The sequence below is a fragment of the Serratia sp. H1w genome (assembly GCF_000633355.1).
In the GTDB taxonomy this organism is placed as follows: domain Bacteria; phylum Pseudomonadota; class Gammaproteobacteria; order Enterobacterales; family Enterobacteriaceae; genus Chania.
The window spans coordinates 86423-111460 of the sequence record NZ_AYMQ01000006.1; the positions used below are offsets into that span (position 1 = coordinate 86423).

Annotated in this window: 24 protein-coding genes; 10 read left to right on the plus strand and 14 right to left on the minus strand. The window is 54.8% G+C overall.

Translation table 11 applies throughout. From position 1 onward, the window contains the following. Positions 1-15: 15 nt before the first annotated feature. From fis to U869_RS0101715, 8 genes are all read right to left on the minus strand, one after another. A complete protein-coding gene (gene fis / locus U869_RS0101680) occupies positions 16-312 on the minus strand; it encodes a DNA-binding transcriptional regulator Fis (RefSeq protein WP_000462905.1) in 297 nt (98 codons plus the stop codon). A gap of 21 nt (positions 313-333) precedes the next feature. After that, entirely contained in the window at positions 334-1299 is a 966-nt protein-coding gene (dusB, locus tag U869_RS0101685; RefSeq protein ID WP_037408237.1) for a tRNA dihydrouridine synthase DusB, read from the minus strand. Positions 1300-1640: 341 nt separating this feature from the next. Beyond that, positions 1641-2375 (minus strand): carbonic anhydrase, encoded by a 735-nt coding sequence (locus U869_RS0101690; RefSeq protein ID WP_025119623.1) that lies wholly within the window; start codon positions 2373-2375, stop codon positions 1641-1643. Between the two features lie 190 nt (positions 2376-2565). Continuing rightward, complete coding sequence (gene prmA, locus U869_RS0101695; protein WP_025119624.1) at positions 2566-3447, minus strand: 50S ribosomal protein L11 methyltransferase; 882 nt, start codon at positions 3445-3447, stop codon at positions 2566-2568. 10 nt (positions 3448-3457) lie between these two features. Beyond that, positions 3458-4903 (minus strand): sodium/pantothenate symporter, encoded by a 1446-nt coding sequence (gene panF, locus U869_RS0101700; protein ID WP_025119625.1) that lies wholly within the window; start codon positions 4901-4903, stop codon positions 3458-3460. Further along, the gene (locus U869_RS0101705) at positions 4893-5135 is read right to left on the minus strand and encodes a YhdT family protein (RefSeq protein WP_025119626.1); all 243 of its coding nucleotides are present in this window, start codon (positions 5133-5135) and stop codon (positions 4893-4895) included. The genes panF and U869_RS0101705 overlap by 11 nt, the downstream gene beginning before the upstream one ends. A gap of 375 nt (positions 5136-5510) precedes the next feature. Beyond that, complete coding sequence (locus tag U869_RS0101710; protein WP_025119627.1) at positions 5511-6470, minus strand: sugar kinase; 960 nt, start codon at positions 6468-6470, stop codon at positions 5511-5513. A gap of 10 nt (positions 6471-6480) precedes the next feature. Further along, positions 6481-7311: a DeoR/GlpR family DNA-binding transcription regulator gene (locus U869_RS0101715; RefSeq protein ID WP_025119628.1), complete on the minus strand. Its 831-nt coding sequence runs from the start codon at positions 7309-7311 to the stop codon at positions 6481-6483. 390 nt (positions 7312-7701) lie between these two features. Here U869_RS0101715 and U869_RS0101720 point away from each other — a divergent pair, with 390 nt between their 5' ends. The 6 genes from U869_RS0101720 to gatZ all read left to right on the plus strand — a co-directional run bounded on the left by U869_RS0101720 (position 7702) and on the right by gatZ (position 14396). Next, entirely contained in the window at positions 7702-8556 is an 855-nt protein-coding gene (locus U869_RS0101720) for a tagatose bisphosphate family class II aldolase (RefSeq protein ID WP_025119629.1), read from the plus strand. Between the two features lie 64 nt (positions 8557-8620). Continuing rightward, on the plus strand, positions 8621-9511 hold the full coding sequence (locus U869_RS0101725) for a substrate-binding domain-containing protein (protein WP_025119630.1): 891 nt from the start codon (positions 8621-8623) through the stop codon (positions 9509-9511). 92 nt (positions 9512-9603) lie between these two features. Continuing rightward, a complete protein-coding gene (locus tag U869_RS0101730; RefSeq protein ID WP_025122737.1) occupies positions 9604-11097 on the plus strand; it encodes a sugar ABC transporter ATP-binding protein in 1494 nt (497 codons plus the stop codon). Then, positions 11097-12086, plus strand: a complete 990-nt coding sequence (locus U869_RS0101735) for an ABC transporter permease (protein ID WP_025122736.1) — start codon at positions 11097-11099, stop codon at positions 12084-12086. Before U869_RS0101730 ends, U869_RS0101735 begins: the two co-directional genes overlap by 1 nt. A 22-nt stretch (positions 12087-12108) precedes the next feature. Beyond that, positions 12109-13068, plus strand: coding sequence for a sugar kinase (locus U869_RS0101740; RefSeq protein WP_025122735.1), 960 nt, complete (start codon positions 12109-12111; stop codon positions 13066-13068). 32 nt (positions 13069-13100) lie between these two features. Next, positions 13101-14396 carry a tagatose-bisphosphate aldolase subunit GatZ gene (gene gatZ / locus U869_RS0101745; RefSeq protein ID WP_025122734.1) on the plus strand — a complete coding sequence of 432 codons (1296 nt, stop codon included), beginning with the start codon at positions 13101-13103 and terminating at the stop codon, positions 14394-14396. Positions 14397-14569: 173 nt separating this feature from the next. Here gatZ and accC read toward each other — a convergent pair whose 3' ends face one another. From accC to U869_RS0101775, 6 genes are all read right to left on the minus strand, one after another. Beyond that, entirely contained in the window at positions 14570-15919 is a 1350-nt protein-coding gene (gene accC, locus U869_RS0101750; protein WP_021180772.1) for an acetyl-CoA carboxylase biotin carboxylase subunit, read from the minus strand. An 11-nt stretch (positions 15920-15930) separates the two neighbouring features. Then, positions 15931-16392 carry an acetyl-CoA carboxylase biotin carboxyl carrier protein gene (accB, locus tag U869_RS0101755; RefSeq protein WP_025122733.1) on the minus strand — a complete coding sequence of 154 codons (462 nt, stop codon included), beginning with the start codon at positions 16390-16392 and terminating at the stop codon, positions 15931-15933. A gap of 32 nt (positions 16393-16424) precedes the next feature. Then, the gene (aroQ, locus tag U869_RS0101760) at positions 16425-16877 is read right to left on the minus strand and encodes a type II 3-dehydroquinate dehydratase (protein WP_025122732.1); all 453 of its coding nucleotides are present in this window, start codon (positions 16875-16877) and stop codon (positions 16425-16427) included. A gap of 261 nt (positions 16878-17138) precedes the next feature. Then, positions 17139-17762 carry a protein-methionine-sulfoxide reductase heme-binding subunit MsrQ gene (gene msrQ, locus U869_RS0101765; RefSeq protein WP_025122731.1) on the minus strand — a complete coding sequence of 208 codons (624 nt, stop codon included), beginning with the start codon at positions 17760-17762 and terminating at the stop codon, positions 17139-17141. After that, a complete protein-coding gene (gene msrP / locus U869_RS0101770) occupies positions 17763-18764 on the minus strand; it encodes a protein-methionine-sulfoxide reductase catalytic subunit MsrP (protein WP_025122730.1) in 1002 nt (333 codons plus the stop codon). A gap of 132 nt (positions 18765-18896) precedes the next feature. Next, positions 18897-19874: an MDR family oxidoreductase gene (locus U869_RS0101775; protein ID WP_025122729.1), complete on the minus strand. Its 978-nt coding sequence runs from the start codon at positions 19872-19874 to the stop codon at positions 18897-18899. 295 nt (positions 19875-20169) lie between these two features. Here U869_RS0101775 and csrD point away from each other — a divergent pair, with 295 nt between their 5' ends. The 4 genes from csrD (at position 20170) to mreD (ending at position 25037) form a co-directional block, all read left to right on the plus strand. Continuing rightward, on the plus strand, positions 20170-22101 hold the full coding sequence (csrD, locus tag U869_RS0101780) for an RNase E specificity factor CsrD (protein WP_025122728.1): 1932 nt from the start codon (positions 20170-20172) through the stop codon (positions 22099-22101). Positions 22102-22422: 321 nt separating this feature from the next. Further along, positions 22423-23466, plus strand: coding sequence for a rod shape-determining protein MreB (gene mreB / locus U869_RS0101785; protein WP_021180765.1), 1044 nt, complete (start codon positions 22423-22425; stop codon positions 23464-23466). 96 nt (positions 23467-23562) lie between these two features. Beyond that, entirely contained in the window at positions 23563-24552 is a 990-nt protein-coding gene (mreC, locus tag U869_RS0101790) for a rod shape-determining protein MreC (RefSeq protein ID WP_025122727.1), read from the plus strand. Then, positions 24549-25037: a rod shape-determining protein MreD gene (mreD, locus tag U869_RS0101795; RefSeq protein ID WP_025122726.1), complete on the plus strand. Its 489-nt coding sequence runs from the start codon at positions 24549-24551 to the stop codon at positions 25035-25037. Before mreC ends, mreD begins: the two co-directional genes overlap by 4 nt. The last annotated feature ends 1 nt before the right edge of the window (position 25038 follow it).

Genomic DNA, 25038 nt, shown 5'->3' on the forward strand with positions numbered 1-25038 from the left:
CCTGACTGACTAGTATCAGTTCATGCCGTATTTTTTCAATTTCTTACGCAATGTACCGCGGTTGATCCCCATCATCAGGGCAGCGCGGGTTTGGTTGCCACGGGTGTACTGCATCACCATGTCCAACAGTGGCTGTTCAACTTCAGCCAGTACCAGCTCATACAGATCGTTAACGTCTTGACCATTCAGTTGAGCAAAATAGTTCTTCAGTGCTTGCTTAACCGAGTCACGCAGAGGCTTTTGAGTCACTTGGTCCTGTGAGTTCACGGTTGATACGGTCAGTACGTCAGAATTTACGCGTTGTTCGAACATAGTTCTGTCAGCTCTTTTTTGTTACGCAAGATTTTCGAAATATGCCTCCAACGCCTCCAGCTGTTCGCTGGCATCCTCTATGGCGTTGAATGTGCGCCGAAACTGGTCATTAGGGGCATGCTCCTGTAAGTACCAAGAGACGTGCTTTCGAGCAATCCGGAATCCTTTGCCTTGGCCATAAAAGCCGTGCAATTCCCGAATATGCCCTATTAACAAGCGCTTCACTTCGCCAAGTGGCATCGGTGGCAGCAGCTCCCCAGTGTCCAGATAATGCTGGATTTCCCGGAAGATCCAGGGTCTCCCCTGAGCAGCACGGCCTATCATCAGGGCATCAGCCCCAGTGTAGTCGAGCACTGCTCTGGCTTTATGCGGGTCAGTAATGTCGCCATTCGCGATAATCGGAATGGAAACATTCTGCTTAACTGCCCGAATGCTGTCGTACTCCGCGTTGCCGTTGAACAGGCAGGCACGGGTTCGGCCATGAATCGTCAGGGCCTGTATACCACAATCTTCGGCCAGTTGGGCAATTTCTACACAGTTACGGTTCTCTGGTTCCCAGCCGGTGCGGATCTTAAGTGTTACCGGCACATCCACCGCATTAACGACCGCGAGGAGGATCTGTTTAACCAGATCCGGGTACTGCAGTAACGCAGACCCTGCAAGCTTCCGGTTCACCTTCTTGGCTGGGCACCCCATATTGATATCGATGATCTGTGCACCGCTGGCCACATTAATGCGCGCCGCGGCAGCCATATCATCAGGATCACATCCGGCTATCTGCACGGAACGGATCCCTGGTTCATCACTATGTACCATACGCAGACGTGACTTATCCGTGCGCCACACCTCCGGATTGGAGGAGAGCATTTCGGATACAGCCATCCCAGCACCCATTGCATGACATAAGGTTCTGAATGGGCGATCTGTGATGCCGGCCATCGGGGCCGCAATCAGGCAATTTGTTAACTGGTGGTGTCCAATGCGCATAGACAAAGACTGACCATACTGTGTCCGCAAGGGCGCGTATATTACGCATTTTTTCATTCAGATGAAAGGCCAAACTTTGACCAATTGATGATAATTGGGTACTAAAACTCCGATTCATTACCTTGAGTTGAAATATTATGTTTATTTAACAATGCGTTGGATAAATGTGCTTAATTTTAGTGCGCTAAAATATTCCCCGATTGGCAGGATTTTATCTTTACGCCTTGGCAATAACAGATCGTAACATCAGGTAAATTGTAACATTGTCAGGTTAATACTTTGACAAATCGGCAAGAAGGGTGTTGGGAGTTACCGCCACCCCTCTTGTGGTCACTGCGGTATTAATCGACGATTACGCGGCCGTTCAGCGGCTGTACCGGGCGATTGTTGGCATGGTGGACTACCGAATGGAATTGGTTGATTTGCTCGGCAGAAGCGCTTACAGGCTTATCTAGCACCAACCAACTGACCCCTTCTGAGCAAGGTGGAGTGGTCAGTGAACCGCTGAAGCGGTAGAAGTTAAACTGTTTTGGCAGCAGTGCCTTGATATCCAGCGGCTGGTTCAACGTCGCCGTTTGGTCAACAGTGGCGGGCATTTGTTGCCAGGCCTGCGCCAGTTGCGGATTGGCTTTGCCTTCCTGGAACATCAGCGCCAGTACCGCCAGAGCACCGTCTTTATCCTTGTAGACAAAATGCGCCTCCAGTGGGAACTGCTTGCCGTCGATCTCGTTCTCACTTGGGGCGTGGAAGTGGAACTGCTGTAGCGTGAAGGTATCGTTATCCAACCGCAGGGTGTTGCCTTCGCTGACGTTAACCTGGATGGTGTGACCGTTGTTGACGATTTGCTGTTTGCCCGGCTTGAAAGCCAGCTCGAGCTTACCGTGCTGAGTTTTCAGCGCGCCCTGGATATTCACCGGGGATTGGTTTTTACCGGTTTCACACAGCGAAAAATCGGGCGAAAGCTTGCCCCAATGCGCCGGGTCTTCCTGGCCTTCATAACCCCAATGAGCATGCTCTGCGGCACCGATCGAGAAGCTGGCTGCCAACAGGGCGGCAAGTACCATTTTTCCTTTCATTTCTAATCCTTGTAAACGAAAACACCAATTATCCTGAGTGGGCGGCTCATGTGCTGCGGGCCGCCATCACCCCGCGCGGGAGAATACGCCCGGCTTGCGTGGGGATAAATGGGGTGATTCCTAGGAAAATAAAAAAACCACCGGAACTGGTTAAATTTCCGATGGTTTTTGACTGGCGGGGAAAATGTAACTAGTTGCGTTGACCGGTGATGCGGCACCACTCTTCGCGCTCGGCAACCGGGTCAAGCGTGAACTTGTCCTGGTAGGCTTCGGCTACGCTGGCGGCCTGGGTCGCCAATACGCCCGACAGGCCCAGATAGCCGCCGGGCTTCGGTAGATCGCTGATCAACGGTGCCAGCTCACGCAGCGGGCCAGCGAGAATGTTTGCCACTACCACATCGGCCAGCAGATCGGCTGGCTGGTCTTTTGGCAGATACAGCTCCAGACGCTCTGAAACGCCGTTACGCTGCGCGTTATCGCGGCTGGCCTGAATGGCCTGGGGATCGATGTCGATGCCAATGGCGCGGGCTGCACCGAGCTTTAACGCAGCGATTGCCAGGATGCCGGAACCACAACCGAAATCGATAATGGTTTTACCAGCCAGATCCAGGCCATCCAGCCATTGCAGGCACAGGGCGGTGGTTGGATGTGTGCCGGTACCAAATGCCAGACCTGGGTCAAGCATCACATTCACCGCAGCCGGATCCGGCACGTCGCGCCAGCTTGGGCAAATCCACAGGCGCTCACCGAAACGCATCGGGTGGAAGTTATCCATCCACTCGCGCTCCCAGTCCTTATCTTCCAACTGCTCGATTTTATGGCGGAAACCGGCACCCAACAGCGGATGCTGTTCCAGCATGGCGACCACCTCGGCCATATCGGTTTCGGCATCATACAGGCCGATCACATCGGTATCGCCCCACAGCAGGGTTTCGCCCGGCAGCGGCTCAAACACTGGGTTGTCGTGGGTGTCCTGAAAAGTGACCGACACCGCGCCGCTTTCAACCAGCGCGTCGCTCAGGTCTTCTGCCTGGCTGCCGGTGGTGTTCAGTTTTAGTTGGATCCAAGGCATAACAATTCTCTCAAGAAGGTAAGGACGACGCCAACTGGCGCTTTTCGCCGTAGACGTTGCCGAGATAAAACGCCAACAGGCTGATTAACAGCGAGGGCACAATAGGGTGCAACCCGGCCAGATGCAGGTCGAAGCTGGCTAATAGCGTATAGCATAACGCACCGGTGACCATTGAGCTAAGGGCACCCTGCGCGTTGGCACGTTCCCAGTACTGGCCCAGCACCAGCGGCCACAGGAATACCGCTTCCAGCCCGCCGAACGCCAGCAGGTTCAGCCAGATGATCATTTCCGGTGGACGCCAGGCGGCCAGCAGCACCAGCAACCCGAGGATCAGCGTGGTCAGGCTGGAGAAGCGTTTGATCATCTTCTCATTGTTCATCTGCTGCGGGCGAACGCCCAGATACAGGTCTTTGATGATGGTGGCGGAAGATTGCAACAACTGTGCGTTGATGGTCGACATGATTGCCGCCATTGGCGCGGCCAGGAAGATCCCGGCGGCGAACGGCGGCAGCACGGTGATCATCAGCGTTGGGATCACCTGATCGGGGATCTTCAGATCTGGCAGCACCGCACGGCCCAGCGCGCCAGCCAGATGCATACCAAACATCAGAATCGCCACCACGATGGTGCCGAGGATAATGCCACGGTGTACGGCCTTGCTGTCTTTATACGAGATGCAGCGCACGGCGGTATGCGGCAGGCCAATCACGCCAAAGCACACCAGGATCCAGAACGAAGCCATAAACGGCAGGCTGAGGATCTGATCGCCACCCTGCGGTGAGACCAACGCCGGATCGATCTGTTGCAACTTATCTACCGCGCTGTGCAAGCCACCCGCTGCGTGGATCACTGCTACCAGCAGCAATATCGTGCCGATCAGCATTACTAGCCCTTGCATGGCATCGTTCAGGACGCTGGCACGGAAGCCGCCAAACGCGGTGTACAGCGCAATGCTGATACCAAATATCAGCAGGCCGGTGTCGTAAGGGATCCCCGCCGCGGTCTCCAGCAGGCGGGCACCGCCGATAAACTGTACCGTCATCGCCCCAAGAAAGGCCACCAACAAGCTCAGGCTGGCTAGCCAGACCAGCAAGCGGCTCTGATAGCGGGCGAACAGCATGTCGTTCAGCGTAATAGCGTTGTAGCGCCGCGCCAGAATGGCAAACTTTTTCCCCAGCACGCCGAGCGAAAGCCACACGGCGGGCAACTGGATCATCGCCAGCAGCACCCAGCCCAGGCCGTACTTATAGGCGGCACCCGGCCCGCCAATAAACGAACTGGCGCTGATATAGGTCGCGGTCAACGTCATGGCCAGCACAAAGCCGCCCATCGAACGGTTGCCGAGGAAATATTCGCTCAGGAAGTTACCGCTCTGGCGACGGGTATAGGCATAGACCGACAGGCCAAACACCAGCAGCAGATAGGCGATCAGCGGCAGAATGACCTCAGTTTGCATCGCTATCCTCCAGGGATATATCGCGGAAGATGCCGCGCACCATGAGCCAGCACAGGCCGATAAACAACAGCGGTACCAGCAGGCAGGCCATTTCGAACCAGTGTGGCAGGCCAGTAATACCGGCGGTGCTGTCTGGCAGATAAGCTGCCAATGACCAGGCCAGTAGGTAAAGCAGCGTCAGGCCAAATGCCCAGCGTGCTTCGCGGTTAGCTTGAACAAAGCGTTGTTCCATCCGTGCCTCCAGGGGGTTTACGGTTATGGATTGGCAAAGGAGGGGATTTTACGACAAGGGACGGTTTTGCCAAGCCGTTATGTGGGCTACAGGGATAAAAAAACCGGCCATGGGTGAATGCTAGTCAGTTAGTAACGCAATACGCTGGCTAGCTTGCCGTGGCCCCTCACCCTAACCCTCTCCCACAGGGAGAGGGGACCGAATGTGCCACAGATTATCTCCTGCACCTGACTGCGGCTCCGAGTTAGCCCCCTCTCCCTCATGCAAGTGTTCATGACGCTCTCAGTCGGTACCCTGGGAGAGGGCTGGGGTGAGGGGAAACCGGCTAACCTTAACTGACTAGGATTAGGTCAAGGGCTGGCCGGTTGATGAGGTTTATGCCTGTTGCTCGATAAAATGCTCGATCTGCGCCAGGCTGGATAATCCTTCCATCGGTCCCTTATGGGAAACTGCCAGTGCACCGCTGGCATTGGCATACTGCAACGCCTTTTCTGCACTGAAGCCGGACAGGAACAGGCTGACAAAGGTAGCGCCAAAGCAGTCACCTGCGCCGGTCGGATCGACCATTTTGCTGGTGTAGCTTGGTGTGTGTCGTTCCTGGGTCTGGCCATTTTGCTGCTGGTAATGGCTGGCCCCTTTCTGGCCACGCTTGATGACGATATGGCTCACGCCGCTGGCCAGCAGCTCTTGCACGATATCCGCTTCCTGCTGATTTTTACTACTGGCAAAGTGATGAACCTCGCCCTCGCTTGGCAGGAAAATATCGGTGTATTCGAGGATGTAATCGAAAGCCTGGCTCATCTCGGGGATATTGAGCATCTCTTTGCGGATATTGGGATCGAACGATACCGTCCCCTTGTTGGCTTTGACAATCTGGATCGCCCGGCGCATGGCATCGATGATGCGGAATGAAAACAGCGACGAACCCATGATATGGAAATGTTGGCACTGGTTCAGTAAGGCCAGATCGATATGATCGGCGGTAAAGAAACCGCAGGCGCTGTTGGGGATGTTGAAGATAAAATCGCGCTCAACGGGGTTGCGATAGCTGACAAATGCCGTGCCGGTCGGGGCCTTGTCGATCACGCTGATGCCGTCGGTGATCACGCCTTCCAGACGTAGGCGTTCGATATTCAGGCGGCCAAAATCATCGTTGCCCACGCAGCCAAACAGCGTCGAGCCAAAGCCAAGCCGCGCCACCTGAGCGGCATAGATAGCCGGCGCTCCGCTGGGGAACGGCCCAAGAAACTCGCCTGGTTGAGTGAATCCCTGATTATAATTTTTTGAAAGGAATTCAACCAGTAACTCACCCATCGTGCAGATGCTAACTGACATAAGTGCCCCTTTATTCCCCGATCGTTTCCCGGTTGGCCCAGGTAAAACATTCGTTATTGGTGTAGCGGATGCTGAAGTCGGATTCGAATAATTGCTGCTGGTAATGTTCATTCACGCCACGGTTGGTCACCAGATTATCCACTTGGCTGAGGTGGCCGATAGTGCCGATAGCGCTGGCCTGGATAGGCAAATGGGTAATGATGGCGGTTTTATTCTGCGCCTTGTCCAGACAACGTTGGTAGTGGGACGCCAGCAGTGGCTGATCGATATTCAGGATACCCGAGCTATCCGTAATGCTGGCCTCCAGAATACAGTGGTTGATGGTGAACTGTTGGATCACGGTATCCAGCGCTTTACCGCTCAGCACGGTGTGTGAGCGGATCAATTCCCCGCCTGCGACGATAATCTCACCATCCAGAAACTGATCGGCCAGGATCGCATGTTGCAGGTCATTGACGATCAGCCGCAGTTTTTTCAGGCCGCTGAGGAAAGGAATGATCCGGCGGCAAATGTCGCCGTGGCCGAGAAACAGCGTATCGCGATCGGCAATCATCCTGGCGCAATGGCGGGCAATTTCCAACTGATTCGCCAGCGTGAGCGGCGGCAAGGCTAGCCCTGGCTCGATCGGCACCGCCAACGGCTGCGTTGGGGTTGCAATGGCACCGCCAAAGGATCGTTTGAGGTAGCCTTGCTGCTCCAGGTAGCTGAGATCGCCACGGATCGTCACGCCCGAAACCCCCAACTGGGCAGAAAGATCTTCGACCTTGATCTCCCCTTGCTGGCCGACGATTTCGGCAATTTTCAATCTGCGTTTCAGCAGGTTAGATGACTTTCTGGGCACATTCGCCCCCATCGTTAAACGGTGATGAGGGCTACTATATCCTTCATACTTTCTAATTGAAAGTAATACCCACGCAGGCTTTCGCTATTTTGAAAGTCAGGGTGAGATAAGCAGATATACTGATATTTTTATTATTATTCATATTGTTAATTGATTTTTAAACTGTCATGTGACCCGCGGCGTTGTCAGATGAAGCGGGTTGTTACCGCGCCATCAGCTTATGTTTCGTAATTACCTTACAGTTAAGTTACGTTTTGAAAGTTATTTGATAATCTTCGATCCCAGTCACGCTTTTTTGCCCACTTTATCTCTATATTCGGTTTCACTTGGAAAGTTAGAGTGATGTAGTTTTCATTTTGTAATCATCAGGTGTGGGATCAAGGAGAATCGATGTACATCATTTCAAGCAAAAACATGCTGCAAAAAGCGCAGCAGCAAGGGTACGCGGTGCCGGCATTCAACATCCACAATCTGGAAACCTTGCAGGTGGTGGTTCAGACCGCTGCGCAGTATCGCTCGCCGGTTATTCTGGCGGGGACTACCGGCACTTACCGTTACGGCGGGCTGGAAAACATCATCATGATCGTCAAAGCGCTGGCCAACGAATATCAGATCCCGCTGGCACTGCATTTGGATCATCACGAAGAGCCCGCCGATATCTTCCATAAGATCAATGCCGGCATCCGTTCGGTGATGATCGACGGCTCTCACTTTCCTTTTGAAGAGAACGTGGCGCTGGTCAAACAAATCGTTGAGTACAGCCACCGCTACGACGCCAGCGTCGAGGCCGAACTGGGTCGCCTGGGAGGTCAGGAAGACGACCTGATCGTGGAAGGGAAAGACGCAATCTACACCTCCCCTGACGCGGCTGTGGAATTTGTTGCTCGCACCGGGATCGATTCGCTGGCGGTGGCGATTGGTACCGCCCACGGCCTGTATCAGTCCGAACCCAAGCTGGATTTCGCCCGCCTGGAACAGATCCGCGATCGCGTGGCGGTGCCGCTGGTGTTGCACGGAGCTTCTGGCCTGAGCGACAGCGATATCCGCCGCTGCATCAGTTTAGGCATCTGCAAGGTCAACGTTGCCACCGAGCTGAAAATCGCCTTCTCGGATGCCCTGAAAGCGTATTTCCAGCAGCATCCCGATGCCAATGATCCACGCCACTATATGCAGCCAGCGAAAAGCGCCATGCAGCGCGTGGTGGAAAAGGTGATTGGCGTATGCGGCTGTGAAGGCCAGTTATAAAACAGTAACACCCTACAAAGCAGCAAACCAATCAAACAGAAATAATAAAAACTGAGGATAGAACATGCATAAGATAAAGGTATTAGGCTCGGTGCTGGCCATCGGACTGGCAATATTCTCGCAGGCCACATTGGCCAAAGAGTATAAAATTGGCGCATCGCTGCTGACACAACAACACCCATTTTATATTGAACTGGCCGACGCCATGAAAGCGGAAGCCAAGAAAGATGATGTGGTTCTTAATATTTCGATCGCCAATCAGGATCTGAATAAGCAACTGTCCGATGTGGAAGACTTTATTACCAAGAAGGTCGACGCGATTATTATTTCCCCGGTGGATTCCAAAGGGGTACAGGCGGCGATTATCAAAGCGGAAAAAGCGGGTATTCCGGTTATTACCGTCGACGTAGCCGCCGAGGGTGTGCCAGTGGTCACGCACGTGGCTACCGACAACTACGCCGGTGGGGTCGAGGCGGGCAAGTTGATGGGCAAACTGCTCAATGGTAAAGGCAAGGTGGCGATCATCGATTACCCGGCGCTGCAATCGGTAGTGGCCCGTGTGGAAGGCTTCAAAAAAGGGTTGGCCGATACGCCAGACGTGAAGGTTGTGGCGATCCAGACCGGCATTACCCGTGCGGAAGCGTTGACCGTGGCGCAGAACATGATGCAGGCGCATCCGGATCTGAATGGCCTGTTTGGTTTTGGTGATGATGCCGCGCTGGCTGCGGTGATCGCCGCCAAATCGGCACGTAACGACAATATCAAAATCATCGGTTTTGACGGTATGAAAGAGGCGCGTGACGCCGTCGACAGCGGTAAAACCTTCGTGGCCGTTATCCGCCAATATCCAGACCAGATGGGGGCCAAGGCTATTGATGCTGCCGTTGACCATCTGAATGGTAAACCGGTGGCGAAGACCATCCCGGTTGCACCTGGTGTTTATACCGGCAAATAGACCCTCACCGTTGGCGGCCAATGTGGCACTGTCGGTCCCCTCTCCCTTTGGGAGAGGGTTAGGGTGAGGGGCAACCGTGAGCGGAGGAAATAATGACGGATACGGTGCTGGCGGTAACGGAAATAGCCAAAAGTTTCGGCCACGTTAATGCGCTAAAGAATGTCAGCCTGAAAATACGCAAAGGTAAAGTCCATACGTTGTTGGGCGAAAATGGTGCCGGTAAATCCACGCTGATGAAAATTCTGGCAGGTATTTATCCGCCAACCAAAGGGGAGATCGTTCTCAAGGGGCAGCACGTTACCATTAATAACCCGCAGCATTCCAGAAGCTTGGGTATTGCTATTATTTTTCAGGAGCTCAGCCTGAGCAATAATATGAGCGTAGCAGAGAATATCTACGCTAATAATGAACCTACTCGCTTTGGTTTTATTAACGATAGTCAGATGGTGAATGATTGCCAACGCCTGCTGGCAGATTTGGCCATTCCGCTCGATCCGCAGCAGATTGTCGGCACCATGTCGATGGCGCAGCGCCAACTAGTGGAGATTGCCAAGGCACTGAGCTACCCGGCAGACGTGGTGATCATGGATGAGCCGACCTCGTCACTGAGTGATAACGAGGCCGACATCCTGTTTGGCATTATCGACAAGCTGAAACAACGCGGCTGCGCGGTGATTTATATCTCGCACCGAATGGATGAGATCATGCGGGTATCCGACGATATCTCGGTGCTGCGCGACGGCGAGTTCATCGCTACCCATGATAAACACCAAACCGATATTCACCGGTTGATTGCCCAGATGGTTGGCCGCGAAATGACCAACATCTACCCGCCACGTATCGGTGAAGCACCGCTGGCAGAGCAGGTGCCGGTGTTGGAAGTCCGGCAATTGTCGCAGGACAAACTGTTTCACGATATTCACTTCTCGCTGCGTGCTGGCGAAGTGCTGGGCTTTTTTGGGCTGGTGGGGTCGGGGCGTTCAGACGTGATGAAGGCCATTTTTGGCCTGACCGGCTATCAGGGTGAAATCCGTATCGATGAGGCTGCCGTCACCATTCGCAACCCAAAACAGGCGATAGAGCAGGGCATTGCCTTCGTGACGGAAAACCGCAAGGAGGAGGGGCTGGTGCTGATGCATGACGTGAGCATGAACACCCACCACGTGGCCTTCCAGTATGCGGGTTCCAGCTTGATCAACCATAAGCAGGAAGAAGCTAAAACCCAGCAGGCGATCCGGCGGATGAACATCAAGGTCAGCTCGCCACATCAGCTGGTCAGCACCCTGAGCGGGGGTAATCAGCAAAAGATCGTGCTGTCGAAATGGTTGGAAAAGGTGCCGCGCATCTTAATCCTCGACGAGCCAACGCGCGGCGTGGATGTCGGTGCCAAGTTCGAGATCTACAACGTCATACGCCAACTGGCCGCACAGGGAACCGCCATCATCCTGATTTCTTCCGAACTACCGGAAGTGATGGCACTCAGCGATCGGCTGGTGGTGATGCGCGCCAAGCAGATTGCCGAAATCTTTGCCACCGATGGACTTACGCAAACCCAGGTTATGACCGCAGCAACAGGAGTTAACTAATGAGCGACAAAGTGCTGGCCGCCGAGAGTCATTCGGCGTTCAACGGGCCAGGTAAATTGGCAAAAGCCGCCAAGCAGTATGGCGGCATATTGGCGGGCCTGGTGGCCTTGGTGATCCTGTTCAGCGTGATCAACGACAGCTTCCTGAGCGTGAATAATATTACCAATATTATTTTGCAGGTTTCGATCATTGCCATTACCGCCTATGGCATGACGTATGTGCTGTTGCTGGGGGATATCGATCTTTCGGTAGGTTCCACCATTGCCTTGGTGGGGACCTTTGCCGCGCTCGGCCTGTCGTTTGGTATCCCGTTTATTCTGGTGGTTCCGCTGTCGATTATGGCTGCGATGGTGCTGGGGCTGGTAAATGGTAGCCTGACCGCGCTGGCCGGTATCCCGTCGTTTATCGTTACCGTCGCGACGATGGGCATCTTCCGGGGCATTGCCTATATCGTCACCGACGGCACGCCGGTCATGATCCAAAGCGAAGCGTTTCTGGCGCTGGGCAACGGCGAGTTCCTCTATATTCCCATCCCAATCTGGATCCTGTTGGTATTGCTGATCGTCAACCACTTCATCCTGTCGAAAACCACCTTTGGCCGCAAAATTTATATCACCGGCGGTAATAAAGAGGCGGCAGTTTATTCAGGCATTAACGTTTCAGCGTTGAAAATAAAGGTCTTTATGATCACCGCCGTGATGGCGGGCATCAGCGGCATGATCCTGGCCTCACGTCTGTATTCCGGTCAGCCCAACGCAGCACTGAGCTATGAACTGGATGCGATCGCCGCTGCGGTGCTGGGGGGGACCAGCCTGAATGGCGGCTACGGCACGGTGATTGGCACCATGATTGGCGCGCTGACCATCGGGGTAATCAATAACGGTATGAACCTAATGAACGTGCCTTACTTCTATCAGATGGTGGTTAAGGGATTGGTGATCCTGATCGCGGTGTATGTCGACGTCAGAAACAAGAAGAAACGTGGCTAGCGATGACAAAAGGAACAAGATGATGAGAAAAATTTATACCATCGGCGAGATCCTGGTTGAGATCATGGCCGATCAGGTTGGCCAGTCATTTACCCATCCGGGCTTATGGAATGGCCCTTTCCCCAGCGGTGCTCCGGCGATCTTCATCGACCAGGTGACCAAACTGGGCGGGCAGTGCGGCATTATCAGCTGCGTGGGTAATGACGGTTTTGGCACGTTGAATATCGAGCGCTTAAAGGCCGATGGGGTGGATACGCGGGGTATCCGCGTGCTGCCGCATGAGACGACCGGCAGCGCCTTTGTCACTTACCACTCCAACGGCGATCGTGATTTTATCTTCAATATCAAGAACGCGGCCTGCGGGAAGTTATCGGCCGAGCATGTTAACGCCGAGCTGCTACAGGACTGCCAGCATTTCCACATTATGGGATCGTCGCTGTTTTCCTTCCATATGGTGGACGCGGTGAAGAAGGCGGCGGACATCGTCAAAGCCAACGGCGGAACCTTATCTTTCGACCCGAATATCCGTAAGGAAATGCTCAATATCCCTGAGATGCGTGATGCGCTGCATTACGTACTGGAACTGACCGATATCTATATGCCGAGTGAAGGCGAAGTGATGCTGCTGTCTTCACAAACCACGTTGGATGAGGCGATTGCCCGTTACCTGAAAGATGGCATTAAAGAAGTGGTGGTGAAACGAGGTAGCCAAGGGGCCAGTTATTACTCGGCGGATGAAACTCTGCATATTGACAGCTATGCCGTGGACGAGGTCGATCCGACCGGCGCGGGTGACTGCTTTGGCGGCGCTTACATTGCCTGCCGGTTGCAGGGGCACAGCGTTGCTCAGGCGCTGCGCTATGCCAATGCCTGCGGCGCGCTGGCGGTGACCCGGCGTGGGCCGATGGAAGGCACCTCCACCTTTGCCGAGATCGACGCATTCTTGCAGCAACAACAGGCTGTTGCAGTTGGCGCGCTGTAAACACTATTTTGACCTCTGAAAAGGCCATGAGTATGAAATCTATTATTAAGCAGCATAAAAGCGGCAAGCCTATTGGTATCTGTTCAGTTTGTTCGGCGCATCCGTTAGTGATTGAGGCCACGTTGCGTTTTGATCTGGCCAGCCAGCGTAAGGTATTGATTGAGGCCACCTCCAATCAGGTAAACCAGTTTGGTGGCTACACCGGGATGAAACCGGCGGATTTTCGCGAGTTTGTTTATGCCATTGCCGCCAAGGTTGGCTTCCCGCAGTCACGGCTCATATTAGGGGGAGACCACCTTGGGCCGAACTGCTGGCAGGATGAACCGGCAGAGCTGGCGATGGAGAAAGCCGAACGCCTGATTGCCGACTACGTTCAGGCCGGGTTCAGTAAAATTCATCTGGATGCGTCCATGTCCTGTGCGGACGATCCGGTTCCGTTGCCGCCAACGGTCGTGGCCGAGCGTGCGGCGCGGCTGTGTGCTGTGGCAGAGGCAGCAGCTACCCCAGAGCAACGGCAGGCATTGAGCTATGTGATAGGGACGGAGGTGCCTGTACCAGGCGGGGAAAGCCACGCTATCGCCCAGGTACATGTCACGCGGCCACAGGACGCTGCCGAAACTATCGAGACCCATCGGCAAGCATTTGCCCGGCTTGGGTTGGAACAGGCGATGGAGCGAGTGGTTGGGTTGGTGGTGCAGCCAGGGGTAGAATTCGACCATTCTACGGTGATCCATTATCAACCGGAGCAGGCACGCAAGCTTTCCGAAATGATTGAGTCGACGCCGTTGGTGTTTGAGGCTCACTCGACGGATTATCAAACCCCGAAAGCGTTCCGCCAACTGGTGCGCGATCACTTTGCGATCCTGAAAGTCGGCCCGGCGCTGACCTTCGCCTTGCGTGAGGCGATCTTCAGCCTGGCGTTGATCGAGAAGGAACTGATCGCCGCAGAGCACCAGAGTCATGTACTGGCGGTAATCGATAGCGTGATGCAGGACGAGCCCAAGTATTGGAAGAAGTATTACGATCCGCGTCATTCGAAGGCGATGATCGATATGCACTACAGCCTGTCCGATCGGATCCGCTATTACTGGCCTGAACCACGCATCAGCGCGGCGATCGACAAGCTGGTGGCAAACCTGAGTGGGGCCGTTATTCCCCTTGGCATGCTCAGCCAATATTTCCCACAGCAATTCCCACGCCTGATGGCTGGAGAGTGGGGGGCCGATCCGCACAGCCTGATTATCGACAAGATCCAGGAAGTGCTGCGCGCGTATGCCTATGGATGTGATACCCCTCACTCCAACTTAGGCACAAAAGTCACTGCGTAGGGGCGCTGCATGCTGCGCCCGTGTGCGGGAGTCAATTATGGCGCGATCGGTCCCCTCGCCCTTTGGGAGAGGGTTAGGGTGAGGGGAAATTCCCTCTCCACTCTGTAAATAAAAAAACACCGCAGAAGCATTCATGCGGTGTTTTTTATTAACCCTTCATCGTGAACCGATAATCAGGTTTCTTGCAGACCCAGCTTCTTCTCCAGATAGTGGATATTGGTGCCACCATGCTGGAAGTTTTCGTCGGTCATGATCTTCTGCTGCAGTTCAACGTTGGTTTTGATGCCATCGATGATCAGCTCAGCCAGGGCGTTCTTCATGCGGGCAATCGCCACGTCACGGTTTTCACCGTAGGTGATCAGTTTGCCGATCATGGAATCGTAGTACGGTGGCACGGTATAGCCAGCGTAGATATGCGATTCCCAACGCACGCCGAAACCACCAGGGGCGTGGAAGCGGGTGATCTTGCCTGGGCTTGGCAGGAAGGTGTTCGGGTCTTCGGCGTTGATACGGCATTCTACCGCATGGCCTTGTACCTTCACTTCGTCCTGTTTGATCGACAGCGGCTGACCGGCAGCGATACGCAGCTGCTCTTTGATCAGATCTACGCCGGTGATCATTTCGGTAACCGGGTGTTCTACCTGGATACGGGTGTTCATTTCAATGAAATAGAACTCGCCGTTCTCATACAGGAACTCAAAGGTACCCGCACCGCGGTAGCCGATTTCCACACAGGCTTTTGAACAGCGTTCGCCGATGTAGCGGCGCAGCTCTGGGGTGATCCCCGGTGCTGGTGCCTCTTCGACTACTTTCTGGTGGCGGCGCTGCATGGAGCAGTCACGTTCAGCCAGATAGATCGCGTTGCCCTGGCCGTCTGCCAACACCTGAATTTCGATGTGGCGTGGGTTTTCCAGGTACTTCTCCATGTACACCATGTCATTGTTGAAAGCCGCTTTGGCTTCCGCTTTGGTCATGGAGATGGACTGTTCGAGATCTTTGTCGCCGCGCACAACACGCATGCCGCGACCGCCGCCGCCGCCGGAAGCCTTGATGATCACCGGATAACCGATGCGCTTGGCGAAGGCACGGTTTTTGTCCATGTCATCGGTCAGCGGGCCGTCGGAACCAGGTACGCAAGGTACGCCAGCTTTTTTCATCGCGCTGATGGCTGAAACCTTGTCACCCATCAGGCGAATGGTTTCGGCACGTGGGCCGATGAAGATAAAGCCTGAGCGCTCTACCTGCTCGGCGAAATCGGCGTTTTCAGACAGGAAGCCATACCCCGGGTGGATCGCCACGGCGCCGGTGATTTCGGCGGCGGAGATAATGGCCGGGATGTTCAGATAGCTTTTAACCGAAGGTGCAGGACCGATACAGACGGTCTCGTCCGCCAGCAGAACGTGTTTCAGATCGCGGTCGGCGCTTGAGTGAACGGCAACGGTTTTGATGCCCAGTTCTTTACAAGCGCGTAGGATACGCAGCGCGATCTCGCCACGGTTGGCGATAACAATTTTATCAAGCATGGTGCGCCTCGTTATTCGATGACGACCAATGGCTCGTCAAATTCAACCGGTTGGCCGTTTTCTACCAGAATTGCTTTAACCACACCGGATTTGTCCGCTTCGATCTGGTTCATCATTTTCATTGCTTCAACGATGCACAGAGTATCACCTGCGTTCACTTTCTGGCCCACTTCCACGAAGGATTTCGCGTCTGGGCTAGGCGTGCGGTAGAAGGTGCCTACCATTGGTGAACGAACGATATGGCCACTCATGGCCGCTGGTGCTGCTGGAGTTTCTGCGGCAGCAGGGGCAACGGCGGCGGCCAGAGCAGGTTGCTGCTGGGCTGGCATTGCGTACTGTTGCATCATTGGGTAAGCCTGCACCGGTGCGGCACGGCTGATGCGAACCGACTCTTCGCCTTCAGAGATTTCCAGTTCAGAAATGCCTGATTCTTCAACCAGTTCGATCAGTTTCTTGATTTTACGAATATCCATGAGTGTGATTCCGTACTCTTTTTGTGTAGCAATTAGTGGGTTTTTGACAAACGGCGAACCGCTGCCTGTAAAGCAAATGTGTAGCCATCCGGGCCGAGGCCACAAATCACGCCTACCGCGATATCAGCCAGGTAGGAGTGATGGCGGAAAGGCTCACGAGCATACACGTTGGACAGGTGGATCTCGATAAACGGGATCTGCACTGCCAACAGTGCATCGCGCAGCGCCACGCTGGTGTGCGTGAACGCGGCAGCGTTAATCAGGATAAAATCCGTATTGCCGCGTGCCTGATGAATGCGATCGATGAGCGCATGCTCGGCGTTGGACTGCAAATGGCTCAGGGTGACATCTAGCGCGAGCGCCTGGTTTTCCAATCCGTTAACAATCTCTGCCAGCGTGGCGCTGCCGTACTTTTCCGGCTCGCGCGTCCCCAGCAGATTCAGATTGGAGCCGTTCAGAAGCAAAATGTGAAACTTATCCGCCATTGTGCTGGTATCTCCGGCAATAAAACCATCATCGTAGAAAATAACCCGATGTCACCGATTTGTCACCTGTTACGCGCAGATTTTACCGCAGCAACAGGGTCAAGGTCGGGCATTATAACGATATCGTAGCAATTCGCAGCTAAATACTGGTCTTATCAGCGAAGATATTCAACCCTAAATCGGCAAACCGCTAGTGCCGCTATTGGATTATGAGGGGTAGAACACAGAAAAGTTCCGCGCCACCGTGGCGGTTTTTTACCGTCAATCTTGCCGGTTTTGCCGCGGTTTACGCCACCACGAGCGGAATTTCTTGTAACGCAGCGCTAACAACAGCAACGCCAGCGATGCGTAAATAAAAGGCTGCGGCGAATAGGTTTTAACCGACCACAGATAGTGGATTGGCGCCAGGATCGCCACCAGATAGACGAAGTTATGCAGCTTCTGCCAGTTGGCCCCCAATTTGCGCTGCGCCCATAGCGTTGAGGTGGCCGCCAAGGCCAGCAGGATCAGCCAACTGAGGATCCCCAGGGTCAGATAGGGGCGGGTGACCAACTCACGCCCCAGCAGGCCAATGTTGTTCAGCCCCAGTTCCAGCGTCGAGTAGCTTACCAGATGCAGGGTTCCCCAGGCAAAACACCACAAACCCAGCAGGCGGCGGCAACGGATCAGCAGCGGCTGGCGGGTGTAGCGGGCCAACGGGGTGACGAGCAGGGTGGCCAACAACAATTTTAGCGTCATCCTGCCGGTAAAATGCTGGATATCCTTGGCCGGATCGGCGCTGAACCAGCCCTGATCGACCGCCAACACCAACCACAAAAAGGGCAGGAATGCCGCCAGGTAGATGGCGACTTTTAGCCAGGTGATCTGCTTGGGGGTTAAACGCACTCAGAAGTTCTCCCGTAAATCTAGGCCGTGATACAGCGAAGCCACCTGCTCGGCATAACCGTTGAACAATAGTGTCGGCTGGCGTTGTACATCCAGAATGCCGCCGGAACCGATAAAGCGTTCGCTGGCCTGCGACCAGCGCGGATGATCGACATGGGGGTTCACGTTGGCATAAAAGCCATATTCGTTGGGAGCGGACAGATTCCAGGTGGTGGGTGGTTGTTCACGGGTCAGGGTAATTTGCACGATGGATTTGATACCCTTGAACCCGTACTTCCACGGGGTGATCAGGCGGATCGGAGCACCGTTTTGCGGAGGCAGCATTTTGCCATACACGCCAACGGTCAACAGGGCCAGCGGATGCATGGCCTCATCCAGACGCAGGCCCTCGACGTAGGGATATTTCAGGCCACCGCCGATAAAACGGTCTTTCTGGCCGGGCATTTGCTCGGGATCGTACAGCGTTTGAAAAGCCACGTAGCGCGCGTTGCTGTTGGGTTCGGCCAGTTTCAGCAACTTGCCCAGCTCAAAGCCGATCCACGGCACCACCATCGACCAGGCTTCGACACAGCGCATGCGATAAATGCGTTGCTCCAGCGGGAATCGTTTGAGCAAATCGTCGATATCCAGCGTGATGGGCTTGCCGACTTCGCCGTCGATTTTCACCTGCCAACCTGCGGTTTTCAGATCGCCCGCATTGGCTGCCGGATCGGCTTTATCCAGGCCAAATTCGTAGAAATTATTGTACCCCATGACTTTTTCTTCGGGCGTCAGCGCCAGCTTGGCTTGCCAGATTTCGGGCTTGCTGAAATCCAGCGGTTTGCCTGCCGGGGCAGGGGGCCGATCGTTACCTTTGAACCAGGACAGTAAATCGGCCTGCGCCTGAATGGGCAAAGCCAGCGAGGCGGCGGTGATCCCGAGCGCCTGGAGTACCTTGCGCCGCTGATAGAACACGCTTTCCGGCGTGACATCGGCCTCGGTCAGTTTTCGCTGCTGTTTCATGGTTTGTTCTCCGCAAGTGATGTTCTAAGCATGGCGTGAAAGCCAACTTTCTGCGAGAGGATGGATGTAAAGAGAGGTAAACAAGAGGGAATTTGTTGTGGGGCGCAACCCGCGCCCCCTTACAGCTGATGATTAACGGACTTTCACCAGGGTACGGCCAGTGATTTGATTGTTCATCAGCGCGCTGGCTGCGGCAGGCACGTCTTCCAACTGAATTTCCCGCGTGGCTTGCTCGTAGAAGCTTTCAGGCAGGATCCCGACCAGACGTTCCCAGGCGGTTTGGCGACGGTGCAGTGGCGTCTGCACTGAATCAACGCCTTGCAGACGCACGTTACGCAAAATGAACGGCATGACGGTAGTCGGCAACTGGTAGCCTCCCGCCAGACCGCAGGCGGCAACGGTGCCGTTGTAATTCATCTGTGCCAGCACGCGAGCCAGCAACTTGTCGCCGACGGTGTCGATGGCCCCGGCCCACAGCTGTTTCTCCAGCGGGCGCGGGGTTTCAATGTAATCGCTGCGGGGCAGGACGGTTTTGGCTCCGAGGGATTTCAGATAGTCGGTATTGCTGTCGCGCCCGCTGATGGCGGTGACGCTATAGCCTAGCGCGGACAATAGGGCGACCGCCGTGCTGCCCACGCCACCGCTGGCTCCGGTGACCAGCACGTCGCCGTCTTCCGGTTTCACACCACCTTCTTCCAGCGCCATCACACACAGCATGGCGGTAAAACCGGCGGTGCCGAGGATCATCGCTTTGCGTTCACACAGCCCTGTTGGCAGCGGCACCAGCCATTCGCCGCTGACGCGGGCCTGTTCGCCCAATCCGCCCCAGTGATTTTCACCCACGCCCCAGCCGGTGAGCACCACGCTCTGGCCTGGTTTAAAACGCGGATCTTTACTGCTGTGGACCTGGCCGGCAAAATCGATGCCAGGAACCATTGGGAAGTGACGGATGATTTTCCCCGTGCCGGTGATCGCCAGGGCATCCTTATAGTTAAGGCTGGACCAGTTGACGTCGACCGTCACGTCCCCTTCTGGCAGCCGGTCGCTATCGATATCCTTGACTTGTGCCAGGGTTTGATCGCCAACTTGTTCCAACAATAATACACGCATGTCATTGTTCCCCTGTTTTTCATATATTATATGAATGTGTAGTCCGGTATTGTCTGACTATATGCATAATAAAAAAGCCTGTCCTGATAAAGGACAAAAAAATAGTGCTTAATGGTTTTCTTCGTCGGCTAGGCTTGATAGCTTGGTAAAGCTAACCTGATGCTTGGCAAAGAAATTGGAATTGTTTCATCATTTTTAAAATCAGGGTATTGCGTTGTATTCAATCGAGCAGGAACGGGGCCTTTGCACATCAAAAGGTGACTCTTCATTTTATCATCGCGCAGAAGGCACAGGGATGAGATTTACCACCAAACTCTCTGCTCTAATCACCCTGCTCGTCGCATTGGCTATGTTCTTGATGCTGATGGGGTGTTCATACAGTTTCTTTTACGTGACTCAGGAGCGCCTGGAGCGCCGTTTTGAAGCGCTGGCTACCTCAATCGATCAGGCCATGTTGCTTGAACCGCTACAAGCACAGGAAAACTGGCTACCCTTGGTGATGCGGCCGCTAGGCATCGTCGCCATTCACGTAGACACCGAAACCAGCAACCTTTTCTCCTACAGCCTACCGACCCTCAAAGCCCCCTGGGCATCGCTGACCGGCTACCGACAGACCTCGCTGACCATGATGCATCACCCTGGTACCCGGGTTAGTGTTACCTATCTCGATCCCTTCGCCAGTGACGTGCGCTCATTGCAGTCCACGGCGGCGGTAACGGTGTCGATCGTCATCATGGTCGTGATCCTGCTGTTCAGCTTACGCTGGCTACGCGAACAGGCGATAGGTGAAGATCGCCTGGAGCGCCGGGCACGGCGCATTCTTAACGGTGAGCGCGAACAGGTGCTGAAGGGCGATGTCCGTGAATGGCCCGCCAGCGTCAGCGGGGCGCTAGACCGCCTGCTGGCCGATCTGGCTGAAGCTCGGGAGGAGCGCAGCAGGGTTGATACCTTGATCCGGGCCTTTGCCGCCCAGGATGCGAAAACCGGCCTCAATAACCGTCTGTTCTTTGATAACCAGCTCACCACTCAGCTGGAGGATGAAGGGTCGCATGGCATCGTCATGATGGTGCGCCTGCCGGATTTCGATACCCTGCGTGACGTGCATGGTAACGCTGCGGTGCAGGATCTGATGTATTCGTTGGTCAACCTGCTGTCCACCTTTGTCATGCGCTACCCTGCCGCCTTGCTGGCCCGCTATTTCCACAGTGATTTTACCGTTCTGCTGCCTCACCGCACGCTGAAAGAGGCGGATGGCATTGCGGCACAACTGGTCAACGCGATCGATTCCTTGCCCTCAACGGCACTGATCGACCGCGAGGCGTTCTTGCACATCGGTATTGTTGCCTATCGCAGCGGCCAGACGACGGAAGAGATCATCGATTACGCCGAACAGGCGACCCGCCATGCCGTGCTGCAAGGTGAAAACGGCTGGTATGTCTATGATAGCGATGTGCCAGAGAAAGGGCGTGGTAGTGTCAAATGGCGCACGCTGCTCGAACAGGTGCTGGCTCGTGGCGGCCCGCGTTTGTATCAAAAACCGGCGGTGACGGTGGACGGCGATGTGCATCACCGTGAAATCATGAGCCGGATTTATGACGGTGCGCAGGAACTGTTGCCTGCCGAGTATATGCCGTTGATCAATCAGCTTGGCTTAGCGGAAAGCTATGACCGTCAGCAGATGAATCGGATTATTCCTTTATTGGCGCTGTGGCCGGAAGAGACGCTGGCGTTTCCGCTCTGTGTTGATTCATTATTGCAGCGCAGTTTCCAACGTTGGCTGCGCGATACCCTGCTACAGTGTGAAAAAAGTCACCGTCGGCGAATTCTGATTGAACTTGCAGAGGCAGATGTGTGTCAACATATCGACCGTTTGCGTCCGGTGCTGCGCTTGCTGACCGGAGTAGGCTGTCGTCTGGCGGTTTCTCAGGCCGGATTGACGGTGGTGAGTACCTCGTATATCAAGTCGTTACCGGTGGAGATCGTCAAGCTTCACCCAGGGTTGGTAAGGAGTATTGACCGGCGGGATGAGAATCAGCTGTTCGTTCAGAGCTTGACCGGTGCCTGCGAAGGCACTCATGCGAAGGTTTTTGCCGCCAGCGTGCGTACGCGCAACGAATGGCAGACGCTGAAAGAACGCGGGATCCTTGGTGGGCAGGGTGAATTTTTTGCCTCGCCAGAGCCGATCGACATGGGTCGCAAAAAATATTCGCGTCGATATCGTGTTTAACCTGATGACCGGGCAAAAATTAACGTAGAATGGCCCGTCTTTTCCTGTGGGCGTCAGTAGGTGCTTACCACCGGTGACAATCAGGAAAAATGTTAGATTTTATGAGCTGTGTTACACCGTGTGGTACGTTGATTTGGTGGCTAGCTGAGCCTTTGTTGAGGGATATCAGGCCCCATTCGCTTTCCGTGCATTCGGTCACAAACAACGCAGACTATTTTTCACCGAAGTAGGACGTTTTTGCGCCTTGTCGCTGCTTCGTGTGGTTGGTAAAGTAGGCGGATTTTATTTTTCGCCCCCAGCTTGCAGGATTATCCTTTCGTTATGTTTAAGAAATTTCGTGGCATGTTTTCTAATGACTTGTCCATCGACTTGGGTACCGCCAATACCCTGATTTATGTTAAAGGACAAGGCATTGTACTGAATGAACCGTCGGTGGTTGCCATTCGCCAGGATCGTGCCGGTTCACCTAAGAGCGTTGCGGCCGTAGGTCATGACGCCAAACAGATGCTGGGACGTACGCCCGGCAATATCGCGGCTATTCGCCCAATGAAAGATGGCGTGATCGCCGACTTCTTTGTCACCGAAAAGATGCTGCAGCATTTCATCAAGCAGGTTCACAGCAACAGCTTTATGCGCCCAAGCCCGCGCGTACTGGTTTGCGTCCCTGTTGGTGCTACCCAGGTTGAACGCCGTGCGATCCGTGAGTCCGCTCAGGGTGCAGGCGCGCGTGAAGTCTTCCTGATTGAAGAGCCAATGGCTGCGGCGATCGGTGCGGGCCTGCCTGTATCGGAAGCGACCGGTTCCATGGTGGTTGATATCGGTGGTGGAACTACCGAAGTGGCGGTGATCTCGCTGAACGGCGTGGTGTACTCCTCTTCCGTACGTATCGGCGGCGACCGTTTTGACGAAGCCATCATTAATTATGTGCGTCGTAACTACGGTTCACTGATCGGTGAAGCGACCGCAGAACGTATCAAGCACGGCATCGGCTCGGCTTACCCGGATGACGAAGTGCGTGAAATTGAAGTGCGTGGCCGTAACCTGGCTGAAGGTGTGCCGCGTGGTTTCACCATGAACTCCAATGAAATTCTCGAAGCTTTGCAAGAACCTCTGACCGGTATCGTCAGCGCGGTGATGGTTGCGCTGGAACAGTGCCCGCCGGAACTGGCTTCCGACATCTCCGAACGCGGTATGGTACTGACCGGTGGTGGCGCATTGCTGCGTAACCTCGACCGCCTGCTGATGGAAGAGACCGGTATCCCGGTGGTGGTGGCAGAAGATCCGCTTACCTGCGTGGCTCGCGGTGGTGGCAAGGCGTTGGAAATGATCGACATGCATGGCGGCGATTTGTTCAGCGAAGAATAGTGAGCAGCCCCAGAACGGTGGGATCGTAGCGGATGACGGCATGAGCCTGGCATCTGGTGCGTTCCCCTTTCTGTTGTCGAGGAACGTGCATAATTTATGAAGCCGATTTTTAGCAGGGGGCCTTCCCTGCAACTACGACTTTTCCTGGCAGTGATCGTGGCCATTGTGCTGATCGTTGCCGACAGCCGGCTCGGTACGTTCGTTAAAATACGAAACTACATGGATACCGCCGTCAGCCCTTTTTACTTTCTGGCTAATGGGCCGCGTAAAGTTTTAGACAGCGTTTCGGAAACGCTGGCTACCCGCCAACAGTTGGAGCTGGAAAACCGAGCTCTGCGGCAGGAACTGTTACTCAAAAACAGCGATATTCTTCTTCTTGGCCAATTCAAACAGGAAAATGCCCGTTTGCGTGAGCTGCTCGGCTCGCCGTTGCGCCAGGACGAACACAAGATGGTCACTCAGGTGATCTCGACCGGTTCAGACCCTTATAGCGATCAGGTGGTGATTGATAAAGGGTCGGACAACGGCGTTTATGAAGGCCAGCCGGTGATCAGTGATAAAGGCGTGGTCGGGCAGGTGGTAGCGGTGGCTAAAATGACCAGCCGCGTGCTGCTGATCTGCGATGCTTCCCATGCGCTGCCGATCCAGGTACTGCGTAATGATATTCGGGTGATTGCCGCAGGCAGTGGCTGCACGGACGATCTGCAACTGGAACATCTGCCGGGTAATACCGATATCCGCGTCGGGGATGTGCTGGTCACCTCGGGTTTGGGTGGTCGCTTCCCGGAAGGCTATCCGGTCGGTGTGGTGTCCTCGGTCAAAGTGGATAACCAACGCGCCTATACCGTGATCCAGGCCCGCCCAACGGCTGGCTTGCAACGCCTGCGTTACCTGCTGTTACTGTGGGGCGCCGATCGCAACGGCACCATGCCGCTGCCGCCGGAAGAAGTACATCGTGTCGCCAATGAACGCCTGATGCAGATGATGCCACAGGTATTGCCACCGGCAGATGCCATGGGCCCACCGGCTCCGTTGCCTGCACCGGCTACCGGCACCGTTCAGCCCGCTGCGGGGACAGCGCGATGAACCGTTATCGCAGCAACGGGCGCTGGATCATCTGGCTGTCATTCCTGGTGGCCTTGGTGCTGCAAATCATGCCGTGGCCGGAACAAATCTATATGTTCCGGCCATCCTGGCTGCTGCTGATCCTCACTTACTGGGTAATGGCGTTGCCCCATCGGGTTAACGTCGGCACCGGGTTTATCCTGGGGCTGATCATGGATCTGATCCTGGGCTCCACGCTCGGTGTGCGTGCGCTGGCCATGGGCATCATCGCCTATCTCGTCGCGTTCAAATTCCAATTATTCCGCAATATGGCCCTGTGGCAGCAGGCGCTGATCGTCGTGCTGCTATCATTGGCTATGGACGTGGTGGTGTTCTGGGCGGAGTTTTTAGTGATCAACGTCTCTTTCCGCCCCGAAGTGTTCTGGAGTAGTGTGATCAACGGTGTGCTTTGGCCGTGGTTATTCCTGCTGATGCGTAAGATCCGCCGCCAGTTTGCCGTACAATGAG